Annotated in this window: 14 protein-coding genes; 8 read left to right on the forward strand and 6 right to left on the reverse strand. The window is 68.2% G+C overall.

Going from position 1 to position 12,815, the window contains the following annotated elements; all coding sequences use genetic code 11:
• Window positions 1-6 precede the first annotated feature (6 nt).
• Window positions 7-408 carry a sec-independent translocase gene (locus tag BJ981_RS16230; protein ID WP_184612179.1) on the forward strand — a complete coding sequence of 134 codons (402 nt, stop codon included), beginning with the start codon at window positions 7-9 and terminating at the stop codon, window positions 406-408.
• A gap of 105 nt (window positions 409-513) precedes the next feature.
• Here BJ981_RS16230 and BJ981_RS16235 read toward each other — a convergent pair whose 3' ends face one another.
• Window positions 514-1,659: an Mrp/NBP35 family ATP-binding protein gene (locus BJ981_RS16235; RefSeq protein ID WP_184612180.1), complete on the reverse strand. Its 1,146-nt coding sequence runs from the start codon at window positions 1,657-1,659 to the stop codon at window positions 514-516.
• A gap of 122 nt (window positions 1,660-1,781) precedes the next feature.
• On the opposite strand from BJ981_RS16235, the gene BJ981_RS16240 reads away from it, so the two are divergent.
• Window positions 1,782-2,228: a MarR family winged helix-turn-helix transcriptional regulator gene (locus tag BJ981_RS16240; RefSeq protein ID WP_184616162.1), complete on the forward strand. Its 447-nt coding sequence runs from the start codon at window positions 1,782-1,784 to the stop codon at window positions 2,226-2,228.
• Here the strand turns inward: BJ981_RS16240 and BJ981_RS16245 are convergent.
• Both BJ981_RS16245 and BJ981_RS16250 read right to left on the reverse strand, forming a co-directional pair.
• Entirely contained in the window at window positions 2,225-2,731 is a 507-nt protein-coding gene (locus BJ981_RS16245; RefSeq protein WP_184612181.1) for a DUF1003 domain-containing protein, read from the reverse strand. The genes BJ981_RS16240 and BJ981_RS16245 overlap by 4 nt on opposite strands.
• Window positions 2,728-3,981: a magnesium transporter MgtE N-terminal domain-containing protein gene (locus tag BJ981_RS16250; protein ID WP_307837856.1), complete on the reverse strand. Its 1,254-nt coding sequence runs from the start codon at window positions 3,979-3,981 to the stop codon at window positions 2,728-2,730. Before BJ981_RS16250 ends, BJ981_RS16245 begins: the two co-directional genes overlap by 4 nt.
• Before the next feature lie 154 nt (window positions 3,982-4,135).
• Here BJ981_RS16250 and BJ981_RS16255 point away from each other — a divergent pair, with 154 nt between their 5' ends.
• On the forward strand, window positions 4,136-5,155 hold the full coding sequence (locus BJ981_RS16255; protein ID WP_184612182.1) for an EamA family transporter: 1,020 nt from the start codon (window positions 4,136-4,138) through the stop codon (window positions 5,153-5,155).
• Between the two features lie 290 nt (window positions 5,156-5,445).
• Here BJ981_RS16255 and BJ981_RS16260 read toward each other — a convergent pair whose 3' ends face one another.
• Window positions 5,446-6,021, reverse strand: coding sequence for a biotin transporter BioY (locus BJ981_RS16260; protein WP_184612183.1), 576 nt, complete (start codon window positions 6,019-6,021; stop codon window positions 5,446-5,448).
• A 168-nt stretch (window positions 6,022-6,189) separates the two neighbouring features.
• On the opposite strand from BJ981_RS16260, the gene BJ981_RS16265 reads away from it, so the two are divergent.
• Window positions 6,190-7,113 carry an HpcH/HpaI aldolase/citrate lyase family protein gene (locus BJ981_RS16265; RefSeq protein WP_184612184.1) on the forward strand — a complete coding sequence of 308 codons (924 nt, stop codon included), beginning with the start codon at window positions 6,190-6,192 and terminating at the stop codon, window positions 7,111-7,113.
• Between the two features lie 246 nt (window positions 7,114-7,359).
• Here the strand turns inward: BJ981_RS16265 and BJ981_RS16270 are convergent, their stop codons facing one another.
• Window positions 7,360-7,917 carry an NUDIX domain-containing protein gene (locus BJ981_RS16270; RefSeq protein WP_184612185.1) on the reverse strand — a complete coding sequence of 186 codons (558 nt, stop codon included), beginning with the start codon at window positions 7,915-7,917 and terminating at the stop codon, window positions 7,360-7,362.
• Window positions 7,880-9,403, reverse strand: coding sequence for an NsdA family TPR-like regulatory protein (locus BJ981_RS16275; RefSeq protein WP_504747980.1), 1,524 nt, complete (start codon window positions 9,401-9,403; stop codon window positions 7,880-7,882). Before BJ981_RS16275 ends, BJ981_RS16270 begins: the two co-directional genes overlap by 38 nt.
• 15 nt (window positions 9,404-9,418) lie before the next feature.
• Here BJ981_RS16275 and BJ981_RS39650 point away from each other — a divergent pair, with 15 nt between their 5' ends.
• The 4 genes from BJ981_RS39650 (at window position 9,419) to BJ981_RS16295 (ending at window position 12,673) form a co-directional block, all read left to right on the forward strand.
• On the forward strand, window positions 9,419-9,892 hold the full coding sequence (locus BJ981_RS39650) for an ATP-binding protein (protein WP_184612187.1): 474 nt from the start codon (window positions 9,419-9,421) through the stop codon (window positions 9,890-9,892).
• Window positions 9,893-10,055: 163 nt separating this feature from the next.
• A complete protein-coding gene (hemC, locus tag BJ981_RS16285) occupies window positions 10,056-11,054 on the forward strand; it encodes a hydroxymethylbilane synthase (RefSeq protein ID WP_184612188.1) in 999 nt (332 codons plus the stop codon).
• Window positions 11,051-11,485, forward strand: a complete 435-nt coding sequence (locus BJ981_RS16290) for an NUDIX domain-containing protein (protein ID WP_184612189.1) — start codon at window positions 11,051-11,053, stop codon at window positions 11,483-11,485. The genes hemC and BJ981_RS16290 overlap by 4 nt, the downstream gene beginning before the upstream one ends.
• A gap of 327 nt (window positions 11,486-11,812) precedes the next feature.
• A complete protein-coding gene (locus BJ981_RS16295) occupies window positions 11,813-12,673 on the forward strand; it encodes a CPBP family intramembrane glutamic endopeptidase (RefSeq protein WP_184612190.1) in 861 nt (286 codons plus the stop codon).
• The last annotated feature ends 142 nt before the right edge of the window (window positions 12,674-12,815 follow it).

Below are 12,815 nucleotides of genomic sequence, written 5' to 3' on the forward strand. Positions count from 1 at the left end.
ATCACAGTGTTCGGACTCGGGTGGCCTGAGATCTTGGCGCTCGTCGTGATCGCCCTGCTGGTCTTCGGGCCCGAGAAGCTTCCACAGGCGGCCCAGCAGGCGGGACGCATGCTGCGCCAGGTGCGCCAGATGGCGAACAACGCGCGTAACGACCTGCAGGACAACCTCGGCCCGGAGTTCGCGAACTTCGACCCGACCGACCTGCACCCGAAGAACTTCGTCAGGAAGCACCTGCTGTCGGACTTCGAGGAGGAGTGGCAGCGCCCGGTGAACCCGACCGTCGTCACCGCGAGCCCGGCCGGGGCCGCCGCGGACGGCGCGTCGTCGGTCGCCGAGCCGTTCGCGACGACGGCCGTCGCCGAACTGGCGTACGGCGAGATCCCGCCGTACGACTCCGAGGCCACCTGAGCGGCCCATGACGTGAGGAAGGGACCCGCCCGAAGGCGGGTCCCTTCCTGTATGTCCGGATCGCGGCGCCGCCCTGATGGGCCTGGCCGGGCCTGAGAGGGCCGCTCAGCGGCCCGCGGGGGACAGTCCGAGCTGGAGGCCCTTGAGGCTCGCCGACTTCTTACCGAGGCCCGTGGCGATGCGCCGCAGCTCGGTGGCGGCCGGGGAGTCGGGGTCGGTCAGGACCAGCGGCTTGCCGTTGTCGCCGCCCTCGCGCAGGCGCAGGTCGATCGGCACCTGGCCGAGCAGCGGCACGCGGACGCCGAGCGAGCGGGTCAGCCCGTCGGCGACGCTCTGGCCGCCGCCCTCGCCGAAGACCGCGATGCGCTCGTCGCAGTGCGGGCACGGCAGCCACGCCATGTTCTCGATGACGCCGGCGACCTGCTGGTGGGTCTGGGTGGCGATCGACCCCGCGCGCTCGGCGACCTCGGCGGCGGCCTGCTGCGGGGTGGTGACGACGAGGATCTCGGCGCCGGGCATGCGCTGGGCCACCGAGATCGCGATGTCGCCGGTGCCCGGGGGGAGGTCCATGAGCAGGACGTCCAGGTCGCCCCAGTAGACGTCGGCGAGGAACTGGTGCAGCGCGCGGTCGAGCATCGGCCCGCGCCAGACGACGGGGGAGTTGCCGGCGTCGGCGGGCTTGAACATGCCCACCGAGATGACCTTGATGTCATGCGCCACCGGCGGCATGATCATGTCCTCGACCTTGGTGGGACGGTCGCTCACGCCGAGCATGCGCGGCACGGAGTGCCCGTAGATGTCGGCGTCCACCACGCCGACCTTCAGCCCCGAGGAGGCCATGGCGGCCGCCAGGTTGACGGTCACCGAGGACTTGCCGACCCCGCCCTTGCCGCTGGCCACCGCGAACACGCGGGTCAGCGAGCCGGGCTTGGCGAAGGGGATCTCCTTCTCCGGGCCCCGGCCGCCGCGCAGCTTGGTCTGCAGGTTCTTGCGCTGCTCGGTGCTCATGACGTCCAGGTCCACCTGGACCCGGGTGACGCCGTCGAGCTTGGCGACCGCGGCGGTGACGTCGCGGGTGATCGTGTCACGCATGGGGCAGCCGGCGACGGTCAGGTACACGCCGACCCGCACCACCCCGTCCGGTGAGATATCGACGCTCTTGACCATGTCAAGGTCGGTGATCGGCCTGCGGATCTCCGGGTCGTTGACCGTCGCGAGCGCAGCCGTCACCACTTCTGGGGTTGGTGCCATGGATCCATGCTACGAACCCAGGGGCGATCCTACGAATCACGGACCCTTGCCTGACGGTAATGAGACGCCGGGAGTCGGGTGTGTGGCGTTATGCGACCTTCTAGGATGACCGCGTGACGTCCATGACGGCGGAGATGTCTCCGCAGCAGCTCATCGTCTGGCGCATCCTTCAGCGGGCACAGGTCGAGATCACCCGCAGCCTGGAAATCGCGTTGCTGAGCAAGCACGACCTGGCGCCCGCCGCCTACGACGTGCTGTTCCAGCTCTTCGAGACCCCCGGGCGGCGCCTGCGGATGAACGACCTGGCCGATCGGGTGCTGTTGTCGCGCAGCGGGCTGACGCGCCTGATCGACCGCCTCCAGCGGGAGGGCCTGGTGGAGCGCGAGGCGTGCGCGAGCGACGCGCGCGGCCTGTACGCGGTGCTGACGACGGCGGGCGAGGAACGGTTCTCCGAGGCGACCCCGACGTACATGCGCGCCGTCCGCGGGCGCTTCCTGGGGCTGCTGAACGACGAGGAACTGCGCCAGTGCGCCGCCATGCTCGCCAAACTGTTCCCGCCGGGCTCCTAGACCTCCCCGGGCCCCGCGCCCTGGCGCCCCTGCCCGTCCGGCGAGGCGCCGACCTCCTCGATCAGACGCTCCAGCTCACTCCTGAGGTAGTCGCGGGTGGCCAGCTCGCCGAGGCCCATGCGCAGTCCGGCGATCTCCCGGGTCAGGTACTCCACCTCGGCCTGGTTGCGCTCGTTGGCCGTCCTGTCCTGCTCGCCCTGCACGCGGTCGCGGTCGGCCTGCCGGTTCTGCGCGAGCAGGATCAGCGGCGCGGCGTAGGACGCCTGCAGCGAGAGCAGCAGGGTCAGGAAGATGAACGGGTAGGGGTCGAAGACCAGGCCGTCCGGGGCCACGCTGTTCCACAGCAGCCACACCGTGATGAACACCGTCATGTAGGCCAGGAACCGCGCGGTCCCCAGGAACCGGGCGAACCTCTCGGAGAACCGGCCCAGCGCCTCGGGGTCGTAGTGCGGGCGGATGCCGCGGCGGACCCGCCTCGGCTGGTCGAGACGGTCGGTCGTCACCGCTCACCACCGTCCACCTCCGGCGTCCGTTCGTCCCGCTCGCGCCAGTCCGCGGGCAGCAGGTGGTCCAGCACGTCGTCCACGGTCACGGCGCCGAGCAGCCGCCCGAGCTCGTCCACCACCGCGACGGCGACCAGGTTGTAGAAGGCCAGGTAGGACGTCACCTCGCGCAGGGGCATGTCGGGGCGTATGGGATCGACGCTGTTGTCCACGGCGGTGCCGAGCAGCGCGGACGGCGGGTCGCGCAGCAGCCGCTGGAAGTGCGCCACGCCGAGATACCTGCCGGTGGGCGTCTCGATCGGCGGCCGGGCGACGTACACCTGGGCGGCGACGGCGGGGGTGAACTCCTGGCGGCGGACCTGGGCGAGCGCCTCGGCGATCGTGGCGTGCGGCGGCAGCACGATCGGCACGCTGGTCATCATGCCGCCCGCGGTGTTCTCGGCGTAGGTCAGCAGGCGCAGCACCGGGGCCGCCTCGCGGGGCTCCATGCGGGACAGCAGCGCCTGGGCCTGGGCGGGCGGCAGGTCCTGCAGCAGGTCGGCGGCGTCGTCGGGGTCCATGGCGGCGAGGACGTCGGAGGCCCGCTCGGCGTCGAGACGGCCGAGGATGCCGATCTGGTCGCGTTCGGGCAGTTCCTCCAGCACGTCGGCGAGCCGGTCGTCCTCCAGCGCCGAAGCCACCTCGGCCCTGCGCTTGTCGGGCAGGTGGCGCAGGGCGTTGGCGAGGTCGGCGGGGCGGGTCTCCTCGAACGCGGCCAGCAGGCCGGCGGCGCCCTGGTCGTCCTGCACGGCGCCGAACCCCTTGACGTCCGCCCAGTCCACGATCAGGGTCTCCCCGCGCCGCCGCCGCAGGCCGCGCCCGGCCACGCCGCGCAGCACCGCCACCTTGGTGATCAGCCACTCGCCGCTCCTGACCTGCTCCATGGCCAGGTCCAGGACGATGACCTTCTCGCCGCCCACCTCGACGGTCAGGTCGAGCAGTTCGCCGAGGGCGAGGGATTCGGTGGCGTGCTTCTCGAACCGCCGCATGTTGATGGCGCCCGTGAAGATCACCGCGTCGGCCTCGACGCCGCGGACCCGCGTGATGGGCAGGAACACGCGGCGGCGCGGCTGGACTTCGACGACGAGGCCGTGCACGCGCGGAGGGGCGGCGGGGCGCATGGACACCACGACGTCGCGGATGCGCCCGAGCTGGTCTCCCGCCGGGTCGAACACCGGGGTTCCGGCGAGCCGGGCGACGAAGATCCTCACTACCGCAGCGTACGAGGTCAGAGGGGGTGCGCCGTGTCCCGCCCCCGTAAAAGCCCTTTCAACCGTCCCGGTGCCCGGATGGGTCTTGATGCCGTCAGCCGCCTCGTGACAGGATCAAAAGGACCTTACGCTCATTACGGGGAGGGCTTGGCCGATGAGAGGCGCGGCGCTGGGGATTGCCGTCCTGTCCGCCTGGACTTTCGGGTTCTCCGGATCCATGGCCAAGTTCCTCGGGGAGGGCGGCCTCACTCCACTGCAGGCCGTGTGGGTGCGCATGGCGGGGGCCGCGATCCTGCTGCTGGCGATCCTCGCCGTCTTCCGCCCGAGGTCCCTGCGCGTCCCCCGGGGCAGGCTCGGGTTCTACGCCGCGTACGGCCTGGTCGCCGTCGCCGGGGTGCAGGCCCTGTTCTTCATCGCCATCACCCGCCTGCCGGTCGGCGTGGCCCTCCTGCTGGAGTACACCTCACCGGTCCTCGTGGTGTTCTGGGTGCGGTTCGTCCGCGGCGTGCGGCTGCCGCGCTCGGCGTACGCCGGGGCGGTGATCGTGCTCGTGGGGCTCGGCGTCGTGGTCGAGGTCTGGCGCGGGTTCGCGCTGGACGGCGTCGGCCTGCTGCTCGGCCTCGTCGCCGCCGCCTGCTGCGCCGGCTACTTCCTCATGAGCGACGGCACCGGCGGCGAGGTGGACCCGCTCGGCCTCATCGCCTGGGGCCTGGCCGGCGCCGCCGTGGTGCTCGCGCCGCTGTCCCGGCCGTGGGAGATCCACTGGAGCGCGTTCGGGTCCACCGCCACGCTCGGCGGGCACACGCTGCCCGTGCTCGTCGCCGCCCTGTGGCTCATCGCCGTGGCCACCGTGCTCGCCTACGTCACCGGCGTCACCGCCGTGCGCCGCCTGTCGGCCGCCGTCGGCGCCACCGTGGCGTCCCTGGAGGTCGTCGCGGGCGCGGTGATCGCGTGGGTCCTGGTGGGCGAGCACCTCGGCGCGGCGCAGATCGCCGGGGGAGCCGTCGTGCTCGCCGGGGCCCTGCTGGCTCAGACCGCGACCTCGGGGGTCAGCCGGACCACCGAGGAGCCCGCGGCCCAGCGGGAGGTCAGCCCCGCCGCGTCCGGCGCGTTCAGCCGCTCCTTCGCCAGCGCCGCGATGGCCCCGGCGTCCCCCTCCGAGGGCGACGACTGATCGACCACCCGCACCGCGGCCTCGAACGCCACCAGCCGGGCGCCGTTGTCCTTGCTGCGCAGCGTCACCGTGACCCGCGCGGCGTCCACCAGGCCGGGCAGCGCCTGCTCGCCGCCGCCGGTGACGACGTAGACCGCGCCGTCGTGCCACACGTGCCAGGCCAGCCGGTCGCCCGCCGGCAGGGAGATCCACAGCACGCCCGACTTCTTCGCGGCTTCTTCGATCAGCGAGAGGCTCACACCAGCAATGTACGGCGGTCGGCGCCCGGCGCGTGGCCGGGCGCCGGGACCTCAGCGGTCGAGCAGCTTCCAGGCGCCGGGCAGCAGCGCCGCCGCGGCGAGCACCTTGAGCCCGTCCCCGATCAGGAACGGCACCACGCCCGCGTCGAAGGCCGTCGGCAGGTCCATCGACTTGACGACCATGAGCCACGGGACGCCGATCGCGTAGATGAGCACGGTGCTGAAGGTCATCGTGGCGACCGTGCGCATCGGTGTGCGGTCCCCGCCCCTGCGGGAGAGGGCTCCGGCGACCGAGGCCGCGAGGACGAACCCGACGACGTACCCCAGCGTCGCGTTGTCGCCGCCCGGCGCGAACCACGGCACGCCGAGCTGCCCGATCACCAGGTACAGGGCCATGGCGGCGAACGCGCGCGGCAGGCCGAGCGCCGCGCCGGACAGCAGCACGGCGAAGGTCTGGAGCGTCAGCGGCACCGGGGTTCCCGGCAAGGGGATGCTGACCTGCGCGGCCACGCCGACGAGCCCGGCGGCGCCCACGACCAGCGCGATGTCCCTGACCAGCTTGCTGGGGACGGCGGGGACGAGGTCGGACAGTACGGCGGGTCGAACCGCCACGGACGCATCGCTCATTGTCTTACTCCCTCTAGATCCCTTTACCGATGCTAGGTCTCTATTGTCGGGAAGGTCGGTTCCGAAAGCCGTACGAGATCCCCGCCAAGAACCGGCGCCACCCTTTGTGACGCCCCCACAGGCACCCGCGACCTCGGCGGCGCCGCTCGGAGGGCTACGGTGGTGCGCATGCGCTCCCGACGTTCCTGCCTCGCCGTGCCCGGCAGCAACCCCCGCTTCCTGGAGAAGGCGCAGGGCCTGCCCGCCGACGAGGTGTTCCTCGACCTGGAGGACTCCGTCGCCCCCCAGGCCAAAGAAGAAGCGAGGAAGAACGTCGTCGCCGCGCTGCGCACCGGCGACTGGACCGGCAAGACCGTGGTCGTCCGGGTCAACGACCTGTCGACCATGTGGACCTACCGCGACGTCATCGAGGTCGTCGAGGCGGCCGGAGACGCCCTCGACTGCGTCATGCTGCCCAAGGTCCGCGACGCCGGCCAGGTCGCCTGGCTGGACACCCTCCTCACCCAGATCGAGAAGGCCACGGGCCTGCCCGCCGGCCGCATCGGCATCGAGGCCCAGATCGAGGACGCCCGCGGCCTGGTCGCCGTCGACGCCATCGCCGCCGCCTCACCCCGCCTGGAGACCCTGGTCTTCGGCCCCGCCGACTTCATGGCGTCCGTCAACATGAAGACGCTCGTCGTCGGCCAGCAGCCCCCCGGCTACACCGAGGGCGACGCCTACCACTACGTCCTCATGCGCATCCTCATGGCCGCCAGAAGCCACGACCTCCAGGCCATCGACGGCCCCTACCTCCAGATCAAGGACCTGGACGGCTTCGCCAAGGTCGCCCGCAGATCCGCCGCCCTCGGCTTCGACGGAAAGTGGGTCCTCCACCCGACGCAGATCGAGACCGCCAACGAGATCTACTCCCCCTCCCAGGACGACTACGACCACGCCGAAGCGATCCTGGAGGCCTACGACCACGCCACCACGGTGGAACGCCGCGGCGCCGTCATGCTAGGCAACGAAATGATCGACGAAGCCAGCCGCAAAATGGCCGAGGTAATAGCCACCAAAGGCCGCGCCGCCGGCCTCACCCGCACCACCACCTGACGCCCTCTCGGAGAGACGGTCCTCGCCTCCGGGCCCTGGGGGCCCTCCGGCTCGGGCTGTGTTTTCCCAGGGGGCTCCCGCCCCCCTCGCCCCCCGACGAGGGGCTGCCGCCCCTCGTACTCCCCGCTCATCACGTCGCTCCCAGCCCGTCCGAGAACAGCCTCCCAGGCAGCGGCCGGCCTCCCTGTGGGCGCCGGGTGATCAATGAGTGGCGCCATCTAACCTGTTCGGTGACTTATCGAAGGGTTACTTGCCCAGCTGTTGGTGGCCATCTTGCAGATACCGGCATTGACCGGTGACCAGCGCTTCAAGGGCGCTGGTCAGGCGTCGGAACATATACGGCCGCAAGCGCTGTCGGGTCTGCTCGATCGAACAGAACTCATAGGCTGCGAGTTCCTCGTCCGCCAAGTGCAGCGCATCGATATCTCTGCTGCTTAATGTCCCGCCATCAAAGACGAACGCCAGCAGGTCATCCCAAGGGCCATGGGGTGATTGCCAGTCGATGCATAGCAGGGGGCCAACCTCAATTGAGCACCCAAGTTCTTCGCATAGCTCACGGCGCGCCGTATCGGTCGGTGCTTCATTCGCTTCGGCCATGCCCCCGGGCAGATCCCAATCGGGCTTGTACTTTGGATCGACCAGCAGAATACGTCCCACGTCATCCCGAAGAAGAACATCCACACTCACGCGCTTGCGAGGTTGCGTCGCATTTCCGGCGGCAAGGTAAGAATTCCATGCGTCTGGATCGCGCTCGTAGAGTGGATCATCAAAGTTCACAACTTCTCCCGACTTGACGCTTTTCATCCTGGCTCAACCACTGGTAGAGCCAAAGGCGTTCCTCTAGAACCGCCTCTAGTTGGGCAATAAGTTCGCGGACGGTTCTGCTGTCGACTGCGCCGCTCGACGCGAGAGCCAACTTGAGATTATGCAGTTTCTTGATGATCAAAAAGGAACCGAGTGACTGTGTTGAGCCCAGCACCTCTTGCGTTACAGTACAAGCCTCATCGAACCGGCCAAGCTGGACGCACGCGGAGGCGAGGGTGATTCTTCCAAATGCGCGGCTACGTGTGCGGTGGACTGGCCTTAGCGAGACTATACGCTCCGCATGTCTTCGGGTTTCTGTCGCGTTGCCTAGCTGAGCCATAGACCAGGCGGCTTCACTCGCCAACGAACCCATGTCGAAGTTGCTGACCCAATGGGATATCTTCTCGGCTGGCCCCTTTTCTAGTGCCTCCTCTGCCCGTTTAAGTAGCTGAAGGCATTCATCTGCTTTTCCCATGCCTGCATACCCTCGTGCCTCCATGGCGAATAGGCGTGCGCTGAGAATTCCATTAGGTGACCCGCGCAAGAACTCTTGGCCTATGCGCGCAAGCTCGATAGCCTTGTCGGCATTTCGCAAATGGCTCGCCAAGTGGCTCTTACTGCTCAAAATGTGCGCGGTGAGGTGCCGGTCATCGGTGGCCTTGGCCAAGGATAAGGCTCGATCGAAATGCTGTTCGGCTAACAGGTCGCGGCCGGAGTCATGGGCCATCCATCCGGCCATCTCTGTAAGGGCGGTAGCGGCCACGAACACCGTATCGGATTCGTCGCCGTGTATACCGAAAAGGCGTGGTCCCAGCTCCGTCTCCAGATACTTGACAACGCTGGCGTATAGATGTCCGCCGCCGACCTGTAGGTCCGCCGTGCGAAAGGCTTGCATCGCTTCCATGTCGGCGCTCTGCCGTCTCGGATCTCCGGTTGAAGCTGTAGAGGCTGACATGCCGGTGGAAGCCGACGCCGGTAAGGGCGTCCATGCCGTCGTGTCGGCAGTCATATCGAACGGCGTCGCCAACGCATCATCGGAGAAGAGCTCATGGTCGTTTATGCCGAATATGCGGGAGTACAGGATCCGATAGGGGTCTTTAGGCTTATGCCGACCCGCCTCCCAGTCTTTGATCATTCTGATCAGGGACTCGCGCTCGGCTAGGTGTGCACTGGTCCCTCGCGCAGCGTTGGCGAGCTCGCGGGCCATCTCTCGTTGCGTCCATACTTTCGCACGTCGTGCGGCGCGGAGTCGCGTTGCCCATGGCGGTCGCACTGTGCCCATTGCATGCGCTCCTGAGGGGAGACTGCCTGTGTCCCCCCAGTCTCCCCTAGTAGCACTGACGATGCATCCGTATACCGCGATGTCATGAGTGAGGCCAGACATGGCGGGACCCGCAGGCGCCCTCAACGCCGTACGGGTCCCTGAGCCGCACACATCGGACACTCGGAGGTGCGATCTATGCGTGATCCTTAGACATTGGAGCATAACCGCAACTCGGACATGTCGGGAATCCTCTTAGGGGTCACCGAACTGCCGGCATCACCAGAAAGTGTCATTGCGGCACGTGCTTTCGTCCGTACCCGACTCGGCGCTGATCATCCAACGATGGAGGACGTCGTAGTGCTGACGTCGGAGGTATTCACGAATTCGGTGATTCATTCGGATTCGCGGCACGGTGGAAGTGTCATGGTCGCCCTTGCCGCTTGCTGGACCTTGATTCACGTGGATGTCGTAGACGCCGGGGGTGAATCGTTCCCGCACCTTCGCGGAGACGCTCTGTCCGAAGGTGGGCGCGGACTGCTGCTCGTTGATCTCCTAGCGGATCGCTGGGACGCGTACGAGGACGATGCGGGACGTACGGTTTGGTTTGAGGTGAAATGCGACGGGGGTGGTATTGGGTCGGGGGTGGGCGAGGAGACGAGTGAACGGAGGATACGCCGTCAGCTCCGTATAACGAGATGGGCGGCGATTTGACGGTTAATGCCCTGTTTAGGGGGTGCTGTTGTACGCTCTTCAGTTCTCCCGCGTCATAGATCCTAGGAAAGAAGTTACGCGCGAGGCCCTCCCTTGAGGGCTTGTTGATAGGTTCGGTCCTCGCGTCATCGGTACTGACGCCTTACCCCGAAAAGAGTTTCCGATGGCTGACGCCTTGGGTGCCCTGCTCGTCGAGCGGTTCTCCGGTGGCTCGCTGCGGCTGGGTACACGTACCTCTCCCATGGCCATGCACCAGGCTCAACGTGTGGCCGACCTGATCATCGGCAGGGCGCCGGCGGTTAAGGTGGAACTTATTCCGATCAAGACCAGTGCCGACCTGTGGCCGGGTGATCTGTCCGAACTGGGCGGCAAGGGAACGTTCACCAAGGAGATCGACCGTGCGCTGATGGCCGCTCAGGTGGACATCGCCGTGCATTGTATGAAGGACGTACCGGGGGATGTGCCGTTGCCCGCTGGTACGGCCTTTGGTGCCTATCTGCCCCGCGACGATGTTCGAGATGTGGTCGTCACCCGTGACGGCAGTACGCTGGCGGATCTGCCCGCTGGAGCACTGGTCGGGACGTCGAGCGTCCGTCGCCGGGCGCAGCTCGGGCTCTATCGGCCGGATCTGCGTACCGAGCGAATCAGGGGCGCGGTCGGTTCCCGTGTCGCCAAGCTGGACACCGATGGGCGCTATGACGCGCTGATTCTGGCCTGTGCCGGGCTGGCGCGCCTGGAGATGCTCGACCGGGTGGCAGAGGTGCTGCCGATCGAGTTCCTTCCCGCCGATGGCGGCCGAGTCGCCATGGTGCCCGCCGTCGGCGCGGGGATCATAGGGATACAGGCGCGTACGGCCGACGTCCCGGTGATGCAACTGCTGGACGAGTTCAACCATCAGCCGACAGCCCGTGACATGCTCGCGGAGCGGACCATGTTGCACATGCTTCGCGGGCACTGCAACAGCCCGATAGCCGGGTACGCCACTACCACCCCGGACGGTCAGTTGTCCTTGTTCGGCATGGTCTTCAACCGTGATGGGTCCGCATGGGCGCGCTCTCTGCTGTGGGGTGATCCCGGCGATCCCGCCACTCTGGGCTCTCGCGTCGCCTCGGATCTGCTCCACCAGGGTGCCCGCTACCTGATCACTGCCACCCGTAAGTGACCGGGCCCGCGGCGGTTCTGCCCGCGACGGCTTATCTTCTGGCCACCGATGACACAGGCCGGTGGTTGCTGGTTCGGCATCGTGGCCGGTGGCAGTTGCCGGGAGGTCTTGTCCAGAGTGGCGAGTCCCCGCAGGCTGCGGCCGAACGTGAGGCATGGGAAGAGACGGGGTTGTCGTTGCGATCGATCGAGTTGCTGACGGTGGCCTGGGTGGCTTCGGCCCGCGTGAACCATCCGGGCCGCTTGGTCTTCATCTTCTCGGCGCGCATGCGCGTCGCAGCCGTACGCCTGCAACGAGGTGAGCTGGAGGCGTGGAGGCTCACTCGACCCGGACGCGCGTTGGACCTTCTTCATCCGCTGCTCGTCGAACGGCTGAAGGCTGCGGGCTCCGGGCGAAGGTATATGGAACAGCTTCCGATGCTTGATCGATAGCTTGGTTCCCGCTCAACTAAGCGGTATTGGGGCGGAGCCCCCTGGGAAATACAGCCCGAGCCGGAGGGCCCTCTAGGGCCCGGAGGTGAGGACCTTGTCCGGGGTGAGGACCTTTGCCAGGGGCTCCCTGCGGAGCCGGTATGGGTCGGGCGTGGGGGCTGGGGGTGGGCAGGGAGAATGGGGGTTATGCACGATCCGTCGCAGCCGGGTCCGCCGTCGGGGGATCCGGCGGGTGGGGCCTATTTTCCGGGGCCTCCTCCCTGGCAGGCGCCGCCGGGGCCGCGGCCGTGGGCCGCCCCGGTGGCGCCGGGGACGCGGTACGACCACATGGCGCGGACGCCGGTGAACCGGTGGTGGCGTCCGCTGGTGGGCACGGTGGTCATCGCGGCGGCGTTCGTCGGGGTGGCGGTCGTGGTGTTGCTGGGCGGGACGATCGTGGCCCAGCTCTCCGGTGTCCCGGTGCTCATGGACGGCGGCATGTTCGGGGACCCGGTGCTCGAACTGGCGGTGATGCTGCTGTCGATCGCGCTGGTGCTGCCGTTCGTGTTCGGGGCGGCGTGGCTGGTGCAGCGGCGGCCGCCGGGCACGTTGTCGTCGGTGGCGGGCCGGCTGCGCTGGGGGTGGCTGCTGATCTGCCTCGTCGTGGCGCTGGGGGCGGTGATCCTGGGGCAGGTCGCCATGGCGCTGACCTACGCCGCCACGGGCGAGGGCGTGGGGGAGCTGTTCGGCTGGGTGGGCTGGGAGCGGTTCCTGCCCGCGCTGCTCGTGGTGGTCCTGCTGGTGCCGTTCCAGGCCGCCACGGAGGAGTACGTCTTCCGCGGCTGGGTGCTCCAAGGGTTCGGCGCGTACTTCAGGAGCCCGTGGCCGGGCATCCTGCTCGGCGCGGCGATGTTCACCTCGCTGCACGCCTACACGGACTGGGGCATCGTGGACGTGTTCGGCTTCGGCGTGCTGATGGGCTGGATGGCGGTGCGCACCGGCGGCCTGGAGGCGCCGATCGCGTTGCACGTCGTGAACAACGTCGTGAGCTTCCTGCCGCCCGCGGCGTCCGGCGACCTCGGGGACGCGCTGCGGCAGGGCACGGTGCCGTGGCAGGCGATCTCTGGAACCGTGGTCCAGTTGGGTTTCTTCGCCGTGGTGACCCTAATAATCGCCCATAAACGGGCAATTCAGACGGTCTCTAGATAAATCTGACTAGAGAGGTCTCGCCAGAATGCCCATTCTCGTGGTGCCCTTGAAGGGTACGCGGGCCGGCGGGCGGCCCCAGGGGGAGGTGCGCGCTGACGGCGAGGGTTGGCGGCGGCGGTTTCCATGATTTCGCGTGGTCATG

Origin of the sequence: Sphaerisporangium krabiense (assembly GCF_014200435.1) — a bacterium.
GTDB classification, from domain to species: domain Bacteria; phylum Actinomycetota; class Actinomycetes; order Streptosporangiales; family Streptosporangiaceae; genus Sphaerisporangium; species Sphaerisporangium krabiense.